Origin of the sequence: Neobacillus vireti (genome assembly GCF_036962465.1) — a bacterium.
Lineage (GTDB): Bacteria > Bacillota > Bacilli > Bacillales > Cytobacillaceae > Neobacillus > Neobacillus vireti_B.
In genome coordinates this window covers 9,658-27,093 of sequence record NZ_JBALNF010000023.1, presented here as the reverse complement: position 1 = coordinate 27,093, position 17,436 = coordinate 9,658, and the positions used below count along the sequence as shown (strand labels likewise).

16 protein-coding genes are annotated in these 17,436 nt (G+C 41.4%); 8 read left to right on the top strand and 8 right to left on the bottom strand.

Annotated features, from left to right (window positions below; translation table 11 throughout):
• Positions 1–4: 4 nt before the first annotated feature.
• Positions 5–1,471 (bottom strand): glucose-6-phosphate dehydrogenase, encoded by a 1,467-nt coding sequence (gene zwf, locus V7077_RS10070; RefSeq protein WP_335501102.1) that lies wholly within the window; start codon positions 1,469–1,471, stop codon positions 5–7.
• 235 nt (positions 1,472–1,706) lie between these two features.
• Between zwf and rnz the strand changes: the two genes are divergently transcribed.
• Complete coding sequence (rnz, locus tag V7077_RS10065) at positions 1,707–2,630, top strand: ribonuclease Z (RefSeq protein ID WP_335500988.1); 924 nt, start codon at positions 1,707–1,709, stop codon at positions 2,628–2,630.
• Positions 2,631–2,671: 41 nt separating this feature from the next.
• On the opposite strand, the gene namA is transcribed toward rnz, so the two are convergent.
• The 3 genes from namA to proC form a co-directional block, all read right to left on the bottom strand.
• On the bottom strand, positions 2,672–3,694 hold the full coding sequence (gene namA / locus V7077_RS10060) for an NADPH dehydrogenase NamA (protein WP_335500986.1): 1,023 nt from the start codon (positions 3,692–3,694) through the stop codon (positions 2,672–2,674).
• Between the two features lie 76 nt (positions 3,695–3,770).
• The gene (locus V7077_RS10055) at positions 3,771–4,919 is read right to left on the bottom strand and encodes a glycosyltransferase (RefSeq protein ID WP_335500984.1); all 1,149 of its coding nucleotides are present in this window, start codon (positions 4,917–4,919) and stop codon (positions 3,771–3,773) included.
• A gap of 85 nt (positions 4,920–5,004) precedes the next feature.
• Positions 5,005–5,847, bottom strand: a complete 843-nt coding sequence (gene proC / locus V7077_RS10050; protein WP_335500982.1) for a pyrroline-5-carboxylate reductase — start codon at positions 5,845–5,847, stop codon at positions 5,005–5,007.
• Positions 5,848–6,037: 190 nt separating this feature from the next.
• Here proC and V7077_RS10045 point away from each other — a divergent pair, with 190 nt between their 5' ends.
• The 3 genes from V7077_RS10045 to V7077_RS10035 all read left to right on the top strand — a co-directional run bounded on the left by V7077_RS10045 (position 6,038) and on the right by V7077_RS10035 (position 11,134).
• Positions 6,038–7,000, top strand: coding sequence for an MBL fold metallo-hydrolase (locus V7077_RS10045; RefSeq protein WP_335500980.1), 963 nt, complete (start codon positions 6,038–6,040; stop codon positions 6,998–7,000).
• Between the two features lie 34 nt (positions 7,001–7,034).
• On the top strand, positions 7,035–7,832 hold the full coding sequence (locus V7077_RS10040) for an SDR family NAD(P)-dependent oxidoreductase (RefSeq protein ID WP_335500978.1): 798 nt from the start codon (positions 7,035–7,037) through the stop codon (positions 7,830–7,832).
• A gap of 119 nt (positions 7,833–7,951) precedes the next feature.
• Positions 7,952–11,134 carry a DEAD/DEAH box helicase gene (locus V7077_RS10035; RefSeq protein ID WP_335500976.1) on the top strand — a complete coding sequence of 1,061 codons (3,183 nt, stop codon included), beginning with the start codon at positions 7,952–7,954 and terminating at the stop codon, positions 11,132–11,134.
• Positions 11,135–11,422: 288 nt separating this feature from the next.
• Here the strand turns inward: V7077_RS10035 and V7077_RS10030 are convergent, their stop codons facing one another.
• A complete protein-coding gene (locus V7077_RS10030) occupies positions 11,423–11,614 on the bottom strand; it encodes a YqzH family protein (protein ID WP_335500974.1) in 192 nt (63 codons plus the stop codon).
• A 142-nt stretch (positions 11,615–11,756) separates the two neighbouring features.
• Between V7077_RS10030 and V7077_RS10025 the strand changes: the two genes are divergently transcribed.
• Together V7077_RS10025 and V7077_RS10020 are read left to right on the top strand one after the other, a co-directional pair.
• Entirely contained in the window at positions 11,757–13,016 is a 1,260-nt protein-coding gene (locus V7077_RS10025) for a DinB/UmuC family translesion DNA polymerase (RefSeq protein WP_335500972.1), read from the top strand.
• Positions 13,017–13,034: 18 nt separating this feature from the next.
• Complete coding sequence (locus tag V7077_RS10020) at positions 13,035–13,370, top strand: YolD-like family protein (protein WP_335500970.1); 336 nt, start codon at positions 13,035–13,037, stop codon at positions 13,368–13,370.
• A gap of 46 nt (positions 13,371–13,416) precedes the next feature.
• Here V7077_RS10020 and V7077_RS10015 read toward each other — a convergent pair whose 3' ends face one another.
• The 3 genes from V7077_RS10015 to V7077_RS10005 all read right to left on the bottom strand — a co-directional run bounded on the left by V7077_RS10015 (position 13,417) and on the right by V7077_RS10005 (position 15,730).
• Complete coding sequence (locus V7077_RS10015) at positions 13,417–14,337, bottom strand: alpha/beta hydrolase (RefSeq protein ID WP_335500968.1); 921 nt, start codon at positions 14,335–14,337, stop codon at positions 13,417–13,419.
• Positions 14,338–14,608: 271 nt separating this feature from the next.
• On the bottom strand, positions 14,609–14,749 hold the full coding sequence (locus V7077_RS10010) for a hypothetical protein (RefSeq protein ID WP_176541399.1): 141 nt from the start codon (positions 14,747–14,749) through the stop codon (positions 14,609–14,611).
• 75 nt (positions 14,750–14,824) lie between these two features.
• Entirely contained in the window at positions 14,825–15,730 is a 906-nt protein-coding gene (locus tag V7077_RS10005) for a hydroxymethylglutaryl-CoA lyase (RefSeq protein WP_335500965.1), read from the bottom strand.
• 172 nt (positions 15,731–15,902) lie between these two features.
• Here V7077_RS10005 and V7077_RS10000 point away from each other — a divergent pair, with 172 nt between their 5' ends.
• Both V7077_RS10000 and V7077_RS09995 read left to right on the top strand, forming a co-directional pair.
• The gene (locus tag V7077_RS10000) at positions 15,903–16,592 is read left to right on the top strand and encodes a CoA transferase subunit A (RefSeq protein WP_335500963.1); all 690 of its coding nucleotides are present in this window, start codon (positions 15,903–15,905) and stop codon (positions 16,590–16,592) included.
• Between the two features lie 20 nt (positions 16,593–16,612).
• Complete coding sequence (locus V7077_RS09995) at positions 16,613–17,281, top strand: CoA transferase subunit B (RefSeq protein ID WP_335500961.1); 669 nt, start codon at positions 16,613–16,615, stop codon at positions 17,279–17,281.
• The last annotated feature ends 155 nt before the right edge of the window (positions 17,282–17,436 follow it).

The window sequence follows — 17,436 nt, the reverse complement described above, 5'->3', positions numbered from 1 at the left end:
TTTCTTACTTACAGATATCAACCTCTAAATCGGCCATAGGCCACCAGAAGAAGCCGTCTTTTTCGAGAAGTTCATCTGCTGCCTTAGGACCCATCGTTCCGGATTCATAATTAGGGAAAGCTGCTTTCGTTTTTTCCCATACAGCTGAAATCTTATCCACAAAAGCCCAAGAGTACGCTACTTCATCCCAGTGTGTGAAATTGGTAGCATCCCCTCTCATACAATCGTATAAGAGTTTCTCATACCCTTCAGGAGTATTCATGGCATGAATGCCTGTATTGGCAAAGCTTAATTTTACTTCTTGTGCATCAAGGTGTCCGCCCGCTTTTTTAGCGTTTAGATGCAGTGTTATTCCTTCTTCAGGCTGAATATGGATAACAAGCAAGTTTGGATTTAACATTTTTTCAGTTTGATAATATAAATTCATCGGAATGTCTTTAAATTGGACGACGATTTTGGTTGATTTAGTGGCCATTCTTTTACCTGTGCGAATATAAAAAGGCACACCCGCCCAGCGGAAATTATCAATCATAATCTTTCCAGCTACAAAAGTTTCCGTATTGGATTCTTTATCAACCATTGCTTCATCACGGTATTTAGGAACTTTAACATCTTCAACCATTCCTTCACCATATTGACCGCGGACAAAATATTGTTTTACTTCCTCACCCTCGACTGTTCTTAGGGACCTAAACACTCTGACCTTTTCAGATCTTACTTCGTCTGTGGTCAGACTAATTGGCGGTTCCATCGCAAGCAAGGCTACCATTTGCATCATATGATTTTGCAGCATATCCCGAAGAGCTCCGCTTGTTTCATAGTAACGGCCTCGCTCTTCTACCCCAAGTGTTTCGCTTGATGTAATTTGTATATTAGAAATATAGCGGTTATTCCAAAGTGGTTCAAAAATTGCGTTGGCAAAACGAATGACCTCGATGTTTCGAACCATTTCCTTTCCTAAATAGTGATCAATTCGATATACCTCTTTTTCAGAAAAGGCACTTCTAATCTGTTGGTTTAACTTCTTAGCCGATTCTAAGTCGTGTCCAAATGGTTTCTCAATGACAAGCCGTTTATATCCTTTAACATCGGTGAGGCCATCGGATTTTAAATGCAGGGCAATTGGACCAAAAAATTCCGGAGCCATTGCCAAGTAAAAGATTCGATTACCCTCCAGCTCGTAAGTTGCATCAATTTGATCAGCAAACTTTCTTAATGATACATAAGAGCTGGAATCCGCTACATCATGTGATTGATAATAGAAATGGGAAACAAATTCATCAAGATTTTCTTTGTTTCCTAAGGAAGAAATTACGGATTCCTTTACAGATGCTTGAAAATCATCATTAGAAAGGGACCTTCTTGCAACTCCAATCACGGCAAACTTGTCTAGTTTATTCCGTGAAAATAAGCGGTAAAGCGAAGGGAATAATTTTCGTTTAGCCAAGTCTCCAGTTGCTCCAAAAATCATTATTAACGAAGTCATGTTTTGCTCCACGTTATGTAACCTCTTTTCTAATAGCCTAGTTATGTATTTTTTGCTTTTATTTAATTTATATGTTTTCTTTAGGTTTCGCAAATATATTGAATTGCATGTAACAAAAAATTTTGAATTAGTTGTCGAACTCGAGCAGGAGGGAGCATAAAAAAAGAGTTTGTGATATAGTTATTCATAAGCAAAAACGGAGAAGAGAGGAGCCTTCTACTTGGATATATTTTTCTTGGGAACAGGCGCAGGGATGCCGGCAAAACTACGAAACGTTACATCCATTGCCCTCAAATTACTTGAAGAGCGAGGGTCGGTATGGCTATTTGATGCAGGTGAAGCAACTCAGCATCAAATATTACATACATCCATCAAACCACGGCGGATTGAAAAAATATTTATTACCCACCTCCATGGTGATCATATCTACGGGCTGCCAGGGCTGTTATCAAGCCGCTCCTTTCAAGGCGGTGAAACGGGCGTTACTGTCTACGGACCAAAGGGCATTAAAGAATATCTTCAGGTTAGTCTTTCGTTAAGTCAAACATATTTAAAATATCCCTTAACCGTAACTGAAATTTCCGAAGGAATTATTTTTGAGGATGAGCAATTTAAAGTGGAGGCACGGCGGTTAGACCACGGAATTCCTTCCTATGGCTACAGGATTGTTGAGAGAGACAGGCCCGGTACCCTTCTTGCCGATAAATTGAAAGAAGCAGGAGTACAGCCAGGGCCCATTTTTAGAAAAATAAAAAATGGTGAAATCGTCACACTCGAAGATGGCAGGGTGATCGAACCGGACAAGTTTCTTGGTCCTTCCCAAAAGGGACGTATTGTCACTATCCTTGGAGACACCCGATATTGTGAAAATTCACGGTGGTTAGCTCAGGATGCCGATTTCTTAGTACATGAAGCCACCTTTGCAAAAGGCGAGGAGCAGCTTGCCTCTGATTATTTTCATTCGACCACAAGGCAGGCTGCAGAGATTGCTAAACTAGCCTCCTGTCAACAATTGTGTCTCACCCATATAAGCTCCCGCTATGATCGTCAGGCATGGCTTGAACTTGTTGACGAAGCACAAGAAATTTTTCCGCAAACGGTTATTGCTGAGGATTTTAAAGAATTTAACATTCCTTTTAGGTAATAAAAGCACTTACCATTGTGATTGGTAAGTGCTTTTTGCTTTTAATAGTTCCAGCCGCGTTCATATTGTTTGGGTGTTTCAATGCTGACGCCCAGCTCCTTTGCTGCCGTCCGGGGCCAATAGGGGTCGCGCAATAATTCACGAGCTAGTAAGACCAAATCGGCCCGCTCATTTTGTAATATTTCTTCTGCTTGTATAGCAGAGGTTATTAATCCGACTGCACCTGTAGCCACATTTGCACCATTCTTAATCGTTTCTGAATATTTTACTTGATATCCAGGAAAGACGTTGATATTTGCGGGTACAACAGCACCTGAACTAACATCAAGTAAATCCACATTCTGCTCTTTCATCCATTTTGCAAAAGTTATATAATCTTCGGGAGCTAATCCTTCTTCGTGATAATCATGGGCAGATACTCTTACAAATAATGGTCCATTCCAGACCGTTTTAACAGCATCAATAACCTCGCGAAGAAGACGGTAGCGATTTTCAGCCGTTCCACCATATTCATCTTCTCTTTTATTAGAAAGCGGTGATAAAAATTGATTTAATAAATAGCCGTGGGCACCGTGCAGTTCAATGACATCAAACCCTGCCCTGCCTGCCCGTTCAGCTCCTTTTTTAAAGGCCTCAACAGTTTCTTTGATCTCCGTTATAGTCATTTCTTTAGGGGTCTTGGACTTATCGTTAAAAGCGATTGCGGAAGGAGCGAGAATTTCGCCGTCTAAAACCGCTTTTCTGCCGGCATGGGCAAGTTGAATTCCTGTCTTAGAGCCATGCTCTTTCATAAGGCCAACTAGTTCTTGTAAGCCCTCCACATGTTCATCATTCCATATGCCTAAATCCTGAGGGGAAATCCGACCTTGTGGTGTTACTGCTGTTGCTTCCACAATGATGAGGCCAACCTGGCCCACTGCTCTGGTCGTGTAGTGAGTACGATGCCAGTTTTGTACATGTCCGTCTTCATTATGACTGGAATACATGCACATTGGTGACATGACGATTCTATTTTTAAACGTGACACCCTTAATTGTATAAGGGGAAAATAATTTTATTGCCATAAAAATTACCTCCAGTCCAATTGGCTACCACTTTTTAGTATAACAAATGGACTGGAAATATTGAAAAATTCGGCTCTTAATCCTTTTCTCGTAGCTCACTTAACTTATAAGTTGTCCCACGCCAGACGATGCCTCCACGTTTAAATGTAAGAAAACTTGCTCTTATAATCGAATATATAAAGAGTAAAGCAGTGATTGGCAGAACAAGAAACAAGGCTGGGGAAAAAACAGTCATTTTCTTGATCACAATGCAATAAAGAATGCAACTTGTAACAATATTCCCCAGACTTAGCAGGACAATTGTTTTATTTTCGGCAAAGATTGTGAAAAAGGGAAGAACATTCGTCATAAAAACCCCGAAAATAGAAAAAAACACCATGCTAATTCGATAATTTAAACCAGCAAACGTGTTTTTTTCCAAGCCGACAAATGCTTCTTTAAGACTTCCATACCATTCCACTTCCATCAGCCGTAATGCAGAAACAATCCTTTGGCGGTACCCTGCTCTTTTCATTTTCAATCCCAGCTGCAGGTCATCATCGGGTCTCATTTTTAATTTTTTATGTGTTCCGAATGCTTCATATGCCCTTTTGGATACTAAGTTGAAGGCACCAATCCCTGTTCCAATTTTGGATTTAGGATTATTGGCCATCCAAGGTCGTTTAAAATAGGAAAATCCGAATAAAAAAAAGGCAACAAATGATTTAAGCCAGAAATGGTTGGCACTTAAATTGGGTGCTGCTGTTAGATGGTCTAGTTGATGCCTCTCAAAATAATGCAATGCTTTTGCAAATGCCTTGGTTCCATATTGTACATCGGCATCTGTAAACAAAATCCATTGGCCGGAAGCCTGGAGTGTACCGTTATATAAAGCGTGGTTTTTGCCAAGCCAGCCAGCAGGCAATTCCTTAATATGTAGTACCCTGATTCTGGAGTCTTGTCTTGATAATCTGTCCATGATGGATCCAGTGGCATCTGTAGAACGGTCATTAACGAGAATCCATTCAACATTTTTATAGGTTTGCTTTAACTGGCTTAGGATACTCACTTCGATTTGTTTTTCTTCATTTCTTGCTGCTACGATGACAGAGAGCAGCGGCCCGGAATCCAGACCCTCTTCCAATTCCAAAGAATCGAAGTTTCGAAATCCGAGCACTGCATCTAGTAGAAAAACAATCCAAACGAGAATCCCGATGGTGAACATAATAATTAAGAAGTTATCCATTTCTCCAGTCCTTTGCGTATTTTCTTAGCAGGCCGAAGTGGCTTTCTATTAGTTTAAAAGCTGCGTGGATGATCTATACCAAACTTTATAGGTGCTTGCTTACATTTAGTTCTGAACTTAAGCTTTTACCCATTAATTTTGATTGGGCACTAGCGGCCTTGATACAAGATATAAATGCTTGTTGTACTCCGTATTCTTCCAAAACGCGGATCCCTGCTTCAGTGGTTCCACCAGGACTAGTTACCTCCCGGCGCAGCTGTTCGGGAGATTTAGAGGAGTTTTTCACCATTTCAGCAGCACCGATAAGCGTTTGAACAATTAGTTCTTGAGCAATTTGCTTATCAAGGCCAATCTCATCTGCACTATTTTCCATTGCTTCGATAAGATAATAAATGTAGGCTGGACCACTTCCCGACAATCCTGTCACTGCATCGAGCTGTTCCTCCTCAACGAATTTTGCCAAACCAACTGTCTCAAAAAGAATCTTTATGGTTTTTAATTGCTCCGTTGTAACCCGTTCGTTTACGGCGATAGCAGTCGCTGATTTTCCGACTGCTGCAGATGTGTTAGGCATTGATCGGGCTATTGAAAGGGGCTTTCTTGTTAGTGTTTCAATTGTATTGATCGATACACCTGCGAGAACGGATACAATCAGCATGTCGTCCGTTAAAAATTCATGAATATGGTTAATCGCGGTATCGGCATCCTTTGGCTTCATCGCAAGCATAACGATATCTGCCCCTTTAAAAAGGGTACTCAACTCATACGTACTAGATATGCCATATCGTTCCTCAAGAAGCGCTAATCGTTCTCTATTACCATGATTCGTCACCCAGATGTGTTGTCTATCAATTAATTTATTCTCTAGTATGCCGGAAATGAAAGCTTCAGCCATTGAACCAGCACCTACAATTGCAATCTTTTTCATTGTTACTCCTCCTATTGAAATGAAGTGATTATGCTTGAAGACAGACAGTTTGTCAAGAGAGTAATTATAAGAATTTTTTATTTTTTCTAAAAAGATTCATTAAACATGACAATAAGTAAAAAAATGGCTAAACTTTAAGCTATCAACTTAATTTAACTACATTCTTTAGTAAAGATAAGGGGTTCTTTGAATGACAGAATGGAAAGCTGGAATCGCGAAAATTACGCTGCCAACGCCGTTTCCCGTGGGCGATGTTAATGTCTATTTGATAAAGGGAGAGCGGTTAACACTAGTGGATGCCGGAGTAAAAACAGCTGAGTGCTGGAGATCCTTCACAGAGCAGCTGGCTGAATTAGATTTAAGCCCACAGGATATTGAGCAAGTTGTTCTTACACATCATCATCCTGATCATGTTGGAATGCTTGATTTTTTTTCAGATACTCTAGAGGTATACGGTCATCCTTTTAATGAAAGATGGATCCATCCCACAGAAGAATTTTTTCAACTGCAGGAAGAATTTTTTAAAGCGAGTTTTAGGGAGTTTGGTCTGCCCGAAGAATATTTTCCCTTCTTATCTAAGCTTCGTAACCCATTTAAATATTCGTGTAACCGCTCGTTAACTGGGATTTTAGTCGAGGGAATGAGCCCGATCGGACTTGGTGATTGGGAGGTAATTGAAACACCGGGTCATGCCCAAAGTCAAATTGCACTCTTTCGCGAAAAGGATGGAATCCTAATTGCAGGTGATTTGATTTTAGCTCATATTTCACCCAATCCCTTGCTAGAGCCGCCCGTTCCTGGGGAAACGGAAAGGCCGAAACCGCAGCTGCAGCATAATGATTCTATGGAAAAACTATTATCCTATCCGATTCAATATGTCTATACGGGGCATGGGGAAGAGGTCACTCAATTAGCCGAGCTGATTGAAAAAAGACGAACTCGGCAGCATGAACGTGCAATGACAGTGTATAACTGGCTAAAGGAAGAACCGCTCACAGTCTTTGAAATCTGTAAACGTCTTTTTCCAACGGTCTATCAGCGTGAATTGATGTTAACGATATCGGAAAGTGTAGCCCAGCTTGACTATTTAGCATCTATCGGGGAAATTATTAGTAGTACAAGTAAGCCTGTTTTCTATCAAGCAAGGGTTTAGGTAGTTAGGGCTGTAACTCTGATGGGGTGTTAAAATGGTGAGGGAACAATTGAAAGGTAAAAATATTGTCATTACAGGTGCTTCGGGCGGAATTGGCGCCGAAATTGCCAAGCTTTGTGCAAAGAGTGGTGCTAATCTTGTCCTGTTGGCACGGAGTGTCGATAAACTCGATCAGCTGAAAATTAACTTAGAGGAGCACCATCACATACGAGTTAATGTGTTCCAGCTTGATGTATCAGATACAGACCGAGTTAAAGAGGTTTTTGAACAAATCTTTGAACAAATAGGCCACATTGATATTCTCGTTAATAATGCGGGATTTGGGGTATTTCGTGAGGCCCATGAAGCCACGATGGACGAAATAAAAGGGATGTTCAATGTTAATGTCATTGGCCTGATGGCATGCACCAGCATGGTTTTGCCAAAGATGCGGGAACGCGCGTCTGGCCATATTATTAATATTGCCTCTCAGGCTGGAAAACTCGCGACACCAAAGTCGAGTGTTTATTCCGCCACAAAGCATGCTGTTCTCGGCTACACGAATGCTCTTAGGATGGAACTTGATGACTATCATGTCCAAGTGACATCTGTCAACCCAGGACCGATTGCGACTAACTTTTTCAATATTGCTGATGAACAGGGCACCTACGTAAAAAATGTCCAGAGGTTCATGCTGCAGCCTGAGTATGTGGCTCAAAAAGTAGTCGATAGCATGCTGACTAAAACAAGAGAAGTTAATCTTCCGCGCTGGATGAATATGGGCAGCGTTGTTTATGTTCTATTCCCACGGCTGTTTGAGCGAATCGGAAAAAGAGTACTTAATTCTAAATAGAGAGTTGGAAAAAGCTGCTTTTACAAAAGAAGGCAGCTTTTTCATTTCTCTTTTTTAGACATGGTATAATGGATTAATTCTTAGATAGATAGAACTGTCTTCGGGAAGGAGTCAGGGATGTGAGTATTAAAATAAATCAAAAAATGATTAAAGAATTATGCGGGACTGTCTCCTTTAAAAGAGGCGAGGCATTTTTCCGCTCTAATAAAGTATTATTTGAACAATTTGGACCTGAGCGGTATAAAGCAACTGTCTCCGGAACAGAGAATTTTTACGTGGTGATTGAAAAGGAAAACGATGAGCAGTTACTTTCCAGATGCAGCTGCCCTAAACTTGCCTCTTTTCAAAAGGATTGTCAGCATATTGCTGCCGTTTTGTTAGCCGTTCATGATTTTCAAATGAAAGGAACGAGTCCGGTTAGTTCAGCCCCAGTTAAACGAGAAGAATTGGCTGCAGGTATGCTGAATATTTTTCAAAGCAAACAAAGACGACCGAGCGGTTATCAGCGTCATTTTGAAAATAGAGCAGTTCTTGATTTGGAGTTTATTATAAAACCTACTATGGATAATACGGGATACCCTTCACTTGGAATGGAGCTGTTCATTGAACAGACGAAAGTGGAGCATATCAGGAGCTTCCTTGAAGGAGTCCAATCTGGTCATTCATCCCAGCTTTCTAGCCTATTTTTATATGATCCGAGCCTGCATTGTTTTCAATCTGAGGCAGATGCGGTTATTCAGCATCTCATTCAGCTGATCCATGACGGAGCTGATTCTTCCGTGGTTAACAACACAGAACTGCTCCCGATTCCACCGTCTTCTTGGAAGCAGCTGCAAACTCTGTTAACGAGGGCGCCCCTCGTAAAGTTGGAACTTGAAGGGTTAACTTTTAATCCTCTGCAAATAACAAAAGAACTGCCGCCTTTACAGTTTGAATTTTTGGAGGCTGAAACCACTGGTTATTGGTTAAAGGTAAAAGGGCTGTCGCGGATGGTTGTCTTAACTGCCTATGGTTCGGTAGTGTCTGCCGGTAAAATAATTAACCTAAACGCTGAGGATTGTCAGCATTTGGAAGAGATTAAACAGATGCTGGATATTTCCGAAACAAACCAAATCTTTATTGACCAACAGCAAATAGCCCCTTTTTTTGAAAAGGTAGTTCCAGGACTGAGAAGATTGGGTTATGTACAGTTATCAACTACCCTTGCTAGAAAGTTTATGAAAACTCCGTTGACAGCGAAATTGTACTTAGATCGGGTAAAAAATCGGCTTCTGGCGGGGCTGGAGTTTCAGTATGAAAATCTAGTGATTAATCCTTTGGAAGATAACACTGTCTTTGCCGGTGTTCGGATAATCAGGGATAAAGAAAGGGAAGAGCAAATTTTAAAAGTAATGGAGGAAAGCTCTTTTGTTAAAACGGACAGCGGTTATTTTTTACACAATGAAGAATTAGAATACGAATTTCTTTACCGTGTTGTCCCAAAGCTGCAAAAGCAGGTACAAATTTATGCGACGACTGCAGTGAGAAATCGAATCTTTAGAGCACCCGCCCCTCCGGCACTCAGGGTAAAATTGAAAAAAGAAAGAACGAATTGGCTTGAATTTAAATTCGAGCTCGATGGCATTTCTCAACAGCAAATCAAAGAGGTATTAATGGCATTAGAAGAAAAGCGTAAATATTACCGTCTGCCGGGCGGCAGTATTCTCTCGTTAGAGACAAGAGAGTTTGAAGAAATTCAGCGTTTCTTAACAGAACTTCCTGTCCAGAGGGGGGAGATTGAAAACATCTTTGAGGTTTCCATCATGCAGGGACTTCCGCTGTTCGACTCGGTGGATGACAGTAAGGTGCTAAGGCTGGAGGATTCATTTCAACAGTTTCTTGAAACATTACGAAATCCTAGCGGTCTAAGCTTTGAGGTGCCGGTAAGTTTGGAGTCTATTCTGCGTGACTATCAAAAACACGGGTATCGATGGATGAAGACCCTTGCCCATTATGGCTTTGGCGGGATTCTTGCGGATGATATGGGACTAGGGAAAACCTTGCAGAGTATAACGTTTATTTTATCAGAGCTTCCCTCTATTCGGGATCGAAAACAGCCGGTTCTTATCGTTTGTCCTTCCTCTTTATCTTATAACTGGTTAAATGAAATAATGAAATTTGCTCCCGAACTACAATCCGTTGTAGTGGATGGTAATCAGCGGGAAAGGGATAAAATTCAGAGAGAGGCTATGGAATTAGATGTGCTTATTACCTCCTATCCACTGTTGAGACGGGATATTCAGTGGTATGAGAAACAATCCTTTCATACCATCTTTTTTGATGAGGCGCAGGCCTTTAAAAACCCGGTCACACAAACGGCAAGGAGTGTAAAAAGACTTAGGTCCGACTATCGCTTCGCTCTCACCGGCACCCCGGTAGAGAATTCACCCGAAGAATTATGGTCGATTTTTCATGTTGTTTTTCCTGAATTATTTAAGGGATTAAGAGAGTTTAGCCATCTTACTAAGAAAAAGATTGCCCGTAGAGTCCGTCCCTTTTTGCTGCGCAGGATGAAGGAGGATGTTGCGTCTGAGCTTCCCGAAAAGTTAGAATCCCTAGAAATGGCAGAGCTTCTGCCGGATCAAAAGAAGCTGTATGCAGCTTATTTGGCGAAATTAAGGGAGGATACGTTGAAGCATCTTGATAAGGAGACGATTCGGAAAAATCGGATAAAAATTCTCGCTGGTTTAACCCGTTTGCGGCAGATTTGCTGTCACCCAGGCTTGTTTGTTGATAGTTATAATGGGGGTTCTGCAAAATTGGACATGCTGCTCAGAATTGTTGAAGAGTCCAGGATGTCTGGGCGCAGGGTCCTGATTTTTTCACAGTTTACCAAAATGCTTGAGTTAATAGGCAGAAATTTGAGTCTGATGGGACTTCCTTTTTTCTACCTGGATGGTCAAACGCCTGCTCAAGAAAGAGTGGAAATCTGCCGTCGTTTTAATGAAGGTGAACGCGACTTTTTCTTGATTTCGTTAAAAGCCGGCGGGACAGGCCTCAATTTGACTGGAGCTGATACGGTCATTCTGTATGATATTTGGTGGAATCCAGCAGTAGAGGACCAAGCAGCGGACCGGGCCCATCGCATTGGTCAAAAAAATGTAGTCCAGGTGATTAAACTTGTTACTCGCGGGACCATTGAAGAGAAAATCAGTGAGCTTCAGGATAGAAAGAGGCACCTGATTGAAGAAATTATTCAATCTTCTGATGAGCAGCAAACTTCCCTTTTAACCGAGGAAGATATTCGCGAGATTCTTTCTTAATTATTAGACTGTGTTAAAGGTTATTGTTGATTTTAGTCTGTTGATTGAAACGGAAGGCGGCGAAGACTCCTCGAAAATGCTATCGCATTTCCTTTATGCGTGGGCGGATTCGAGGATGCAAATGCAAAGTCCTGCGGGAGTACGGGCTAGGAGAGACCCCGCAGGCGCAAGCGCGCCGAGGAGGCTTCCTGGAACGCCCGCGAACCGCTTGCCGCCTGAAGCGGAAATCAACATTCAAGATCATTATTAAAATGATTTAAGCCTCTTTTTTTCAGAGGCTTTTTATCTTTAATTAGTCAAAAATTCATAGACGATATCATTTACAACCTCATATAAATCCGCTGTGGGCTCTCCCTTTTTCCTTTCAAGAATCCGATTCGCTAATTGTGCTAAATCCTGTTCGCTTACTGGCAGGGTATCCGTTTCGTAATATTGTTTAAAACAATTTTTAATCATTTTGACGACTAGTTTTTTCTCCATCACGACACCTCATCATCATTATAACGTTTTTCTCTACTGGAAACTGCTCAAAAAATTTCCATTGAATACGAACGCATATTCGCTTAAAATGTGAATATACTAAAGAACAAATGTTCGATATTTAAATTGTGAGGGAAAAGTCATGATTGATTACAGCGCGATGCCGAAAAGTAAAATTTTATGTGTGGACATGAAGAGTTTTTATGCAAGCTGTTCCGCTGTTATGGAAGGTCTTGACCCTTTGAATTGCTATTTGGCTGTTGTAGGTGAGAAAAAGCGCCAGGGGAGCATCGTACTTGCCGCTTCACCGCGCTTAAAAAAGGAATTTGGAATTAAAACCGGTTCACGTTTGTTTGAAATACCAGATGACCCGAGGATTAAAATTGTCGAGCCCAAAATGGCTACTTATTTGCGGATTTCAACTGAAATTACCCGTGTATTTAACCGCTATGTTCCAAAGGAAGCCATCCATGTCTATAGTGTCGATGAAAGCTTTATTAAAGTGGATGGTGCTGCTCAGCTGTGGGGGGATGCCTGTACCATTGCCGAAAAAGTAAAAAAGGATATTGAACGGGAATTTCAGCTGCCATGCGCCGTTGGTATTGGACCTAATATGTTATTAGCAAAGCTTTGCCTTGACCTTGATGCCAAGAAAAAAGGGGTGGCGGAATGGACATACGAAGATGTTCAGACCAAACTTTGGAATGTCGCACCACTGCGAGAAATGTGGGGAATTGGCAGACGTGTCGAAAAAACATTAAATAGCATGGGGATTTTTACCGTTGGCCAATTGGCTCGTTATGATTTAGAAAAGCTGGAAAAGAAATTCGGGATTATGGGAAACCAGCTTTATTATCATGCTTGGGGAGTAGATCTATCCGATCTGGGAGCGCCCATTATTCAAGGACAAATCAGCTTTGGGAAGAGTCAAATTTTGTTGAGGGATTATAAAGAGGTAGAGGAGATTAAGGCTGTCATGTTAGAAATATGTGAAGAGGTTGCCCGAAGAGCACGCACCCATCGGAAAGCAGGAAGAACGATTAGTCTCGGAGTGGGGTATAGTCAGGATGAATTTGGGGGCGGATTTCATCGTTCTCGAACAATCAAACAGCCAACAAATGTAACAATGGAACTTTATCGTGTCTGCCTCGAATTATTTAATGAACATTATAGTGGAAAAACGGTACGGCAAATTTCAATTGCAATTGGAAATATTGTCGACGATTGGGAACTTCAGCTTGATTTGTTTGACATGGGGGCGTCTAAGCGACGGGAGCTTGGGTATGTAGTGGATTCGATCCGCAGGCGTTTTGGGTCAGGTTCTTTACTGCGGGCTGTTTCTTATACGCCTGCGGGAACCGCTAAACACCGCGCGACATTGGTTGGGGGACATAAAATGTAATGAAAGAAGGAAATACCTATGATTCGTGACCGTGGGAAAATCAAATGGACGTCCATGATGCTGCCTGAACACGTCAAATTACTTAGGGACTGGGTAAAAGAAGATCGATACGAACAGAAAAAGGAAATGGATGAGCAGCAGTTGGAGCTAATGAACGAAACCTTGTCCGAAGCGATTGAGTTTAACCACTTTGTTACGATTACTCATTATCGAAATCAAAACTATGAAATGGTTATTGGTAAAATCCATTATTGGGATGAATTAGTCCAAAAGCTTCACGTGGTGGACCGTTTTGAGGAGGTGCACCGGATACCACTGGCAGATATTGCAGATATCCGGTTAACCGATCTATAAAATAAAGAGCGGCTTAGAGGCAAGCCGCCCATTTAACTATTTGCTATTAACTGGGCAGTGGCTGATCCACATATTTTTGTAAAAATTCATCAATGGCTCGTTCATAATCGGAGCGATTTTCATTGAAAGACTGGGCATGACGTCCATTTTCAGCAATATAAAGCATTTTGGGCCCTTTTTTTTGTTCAAATAAATCCTTTGACATGGAGGGTAGAATAAAATCGTCTTTTTTGCTATGGATAAACAACACAGGATGTTTAATATTTTCAATCACCGAAATGGGGGAAACATGCTGTATCGAATATTTATCGCGCAAGCGTAAAAGTGCATCACCGATTGGCAATAGGAGACCAGGGATGAGCTTAAAGTCCTTTTTTATAAGATAGGCAAGCTGTTCTTTGAAATCAGAGAAGGGACAATCCGCAATGTAAAAATCGGCCCCATCTTCTAATAGTCCGGCATACAAAAGCATGGTAGCAGCCCCCATCGATTCCCCGTGAATCCCGAGTCGAAGCGTGGGACCGATCTCCTGCTTCAGCCAATCAACAATGGTTTTTAAATCGAACTTTTCATAGTGGCCAAAACTCGTTGTTTTTCCACCCGATTGTCCGTGACGGCGATGGTCATAAATTAAGGTATTAAAGCCGCGCTCTAGGAAAAGATTTGCATATTTAATCGAGTTAATTTTAGTTTCCGTCACACCATGAGAAATGATCACATACCGATTCGTCTGGTGTGGTTCAACAAGCAGTGCTTTAATGATATAGCCATATGGAGAAGGGATGTCCACCTCCCGCTTTGGAAGCGACTCAAATTCTTCAGGGTTATACCTGCCCGCTTCTTTTTCCCGCCTGAGGATTAATTCCTCGTCCTTCTTTTTCATATACATCAGACGGTTTGTAAAATACAAACCGAGAGATACCCAGAAAAATAACAAAATAAACAAAGTCCGGAATGCTTTTTTCATATTGGCACCTCCCACAGAAATAAAGTTTCCTAATAAAATATGTAAGAAAACAACACACTGCCCATAAATTAACAAATTTAATTTTAACATAAAAAAAGCCGCTGACACCAATGAGCGGCTTTAACTATAGGCGCTTCCGCTTTTCTTTATGTCCAGCTCCAGCGCCTAGCCCCTCGAGGTCACAAGACCATCCGTCCAAAAGGTTAAAAGGCAACCTTTCGGCCGGCTTGTCTTGTGCTTGTCGGGGCTGACCAAGGCGCTTCCGCTTTTCTTATTGCTCTGAGTTTTGCCTTTTTGTTGGGTGAAGGGCTTTTTCAAGCTCTTCCGCAGCAATCATTCGTTTGCCGCCTCCTGCTGTGTCCGCATAATTTTTCCCGCTTTGACTGTTTCCTTTTTCCCGTTTCTGGCTCATATTCAGTCTCCCTTCCTGGTAGTCTCAATTATTATGATGGTTGATGAGGAGACTGATTATTCATAAGAAGTCTAGTTAAACCGTTTGGGCATAAAGGCGGTAATAGCCGGTCTCGATTTTCCTTGAAAGATAAGGGATGACAACTTCAATAGCCGCCATTAATTTATCCAAATCAACACCTGTTGCAATGCCCATTCTTTCCAGCATATAAACAACATCCTCGGTAGCAGCATTTCCTGCCGCACCCGGAGCAAAAGGACAGCCGCCAAGGCCTCCGGCAGATGTATCAAACCGATCAATTCCCGCTTGGAGGGCAGCGAGAATATTAGCAAGGGCAAGCTTGCGCGTATCATGAAAATGGGCTGTAATCAGGCTTTCATTAAATTCAGACTTTAATTGGGTAAATAGAGAATAGGATTCATTTGGGGCTGCCATCCCAATCGTGTCGGCGACACTTAATTCATCAACTCCCGCAAGAACAAATTCACGGCAGAGCTCTAACGTATCTTTCTCGCTTATTTTTCCTTCATAAGGACAATAGAAGGCTGTAGAAATACAGGCCCGGACAAAATAATTCTTTTCTTTTAATTCACGGATAATGGGCTTTAATTCTGCCATACTGTCTCGAGTTGTTTTATTAATGTTCTTTATATTAAAGCTATTGCTGACACCGACAAATACCGCAACTGCTTGGCAATTGGTCGAATAAACCCGATCAATGCCTCTCCGATTAGGGGCTAGGACGATGTTTCTCGTTTTCTCATCAAGACAATCGGCTGTGATTTCAGCAGCATCTCCCATTTGCGGCACCCATTTTGGTGACACGAACGACGTCAGCTCCATTTCCTTAAGTCCGGCACTCCTTAAACTAGTTATAAACTTTTTTTTGATATCAGTTGGGACTAATAGCTTCTCATTTTGAAGGCCATCGCGCGGACCTACTTCAATAATCGTCACTTTTTTAGGTAAATTTAACATCATTTTCCCCCTCCCAAGTACATACCTTCATTGTAGTGGTGTTGATTTCTGAAAAGCAAGAGTTAATAGAATTTTGACAAAATTAGAGGAATTTTGAGCAGATAAGTAGAAGTAATTAAAAGTCAACGGATTGTAGTGAGTTAGTGAAACAATAATTAAAGGGGAGATAGAAAGGATGAAGAAAATTTGTACGTCCTTCCAAGAGGCAGTTGCCGATATTCAGGATGGGGCAACATTGATGGTTGGCGGATTTGGGTTATGCGGCATTCCAGAAAATCTGATATTAGCTTTAGCCGAAAAGGGAGTAAAGGATTTAACGGTCATTTCAAATAATTGCGGGATTGATGAATGGGGCTTGGGTCTTCTATTAAATAATAAACAAATAAAAAAAATGATAGGCTCCTATGTTGGTGAGAATAAAGAGTTTGAAAGACAGGTATTAACAGGAGAATTAGAAGTAGAATTAACTCCTCAAGGAACCCTAGCGGAAAAAATTCGGGCCGGTGGTGCCGGGATTCCGGCCTTTTATACTCCAGCGGGGGTTGGTACACCAATTGCGGAGGGGAAAGAAACAAAAATATTTAATGGCCGTGAATATCTATTAGAGGAAGCGCTGACAGCTGATTTTAGTCTTGTAAGGGCATGGAAAGGAGATAAGATGGGAAATCTCGTTTACCATAAAACTGCCCGAAACTTTAATCCGATGATTGCCGCTGCCGGGAAAGTAACAATTGCAGAAGTGGAAGCGCTTTATGAAATAGGTGAACTAGATCCTAATTTTATTCATACACCAAGTATTTATGTTCAGACCATTATTGAGGGGAAACAAGAAAAACGGATAGAAAGATTAACCGTAAAAAAATAGAGTGGGAGGGAGTAAAAACCATGGCAAATGATAAAGCCAGTGTTAGAGAAAGAATTGCAATCAGGGCAGAAAAGGAAATAGAGAATGGCTACTATGTAAACCTTGGAATTGGTATGCCCACCCTCGTTGCCAATTATATATCAGATAATAAACAGGTTGTTTTGCAATCAGAAAACGGTCTTCTTGGAATAGGCCCATATCCGCATGAAAAAGAAGTCGATCCTGATTTAATTAATGCAGGAAAAGAAACAGTCACGGCCATTAATGGGGCAGCCTATTTTGATAGTTCGGAATCATTCGCCATGATTCGTGGGGGGCATGTCGATTTGGCGATCCTCGGCGGAATGGAAGTATCGGAAACCGGGGATTTGGCCAACTGGATGATTCCAGGAAAAATGATTAAAGGAATGGGCGGGGCAATGGACCTTGTCCATGGGGCTCAGAAAATCATTGTTATTATGGAGCATGTCAACAAAAAAGGTGAATCAAAGATATTAAAACAATGTACCTTGCCGCTAACCGGAAAAGGAGTTGTGAATCGGATTATCACCGAGCGTGCCGTAATGGATGTGACCGATTCAGGGTTAAAACTTGTAGAAGTGGCCAGTGGGTATACAGTTGAAGAAGTTGTTAAGTCAACAGAAGCCCTATTACATGTCGACCAAAATGTTAGATTGAATGCTTATTAATGGTAAAAACAGGCTGACGGGCACTAGGGCACTGAAAAACCTTCGGTTTATTAAGAATCTTAAAGTAACAACAAAAAGGTATAATTCTCTTAATGATGAGAAATTATACCTTTTTTAATTTAGACTCTGTAAAAGACCTTGTTGATTGGAGCGGA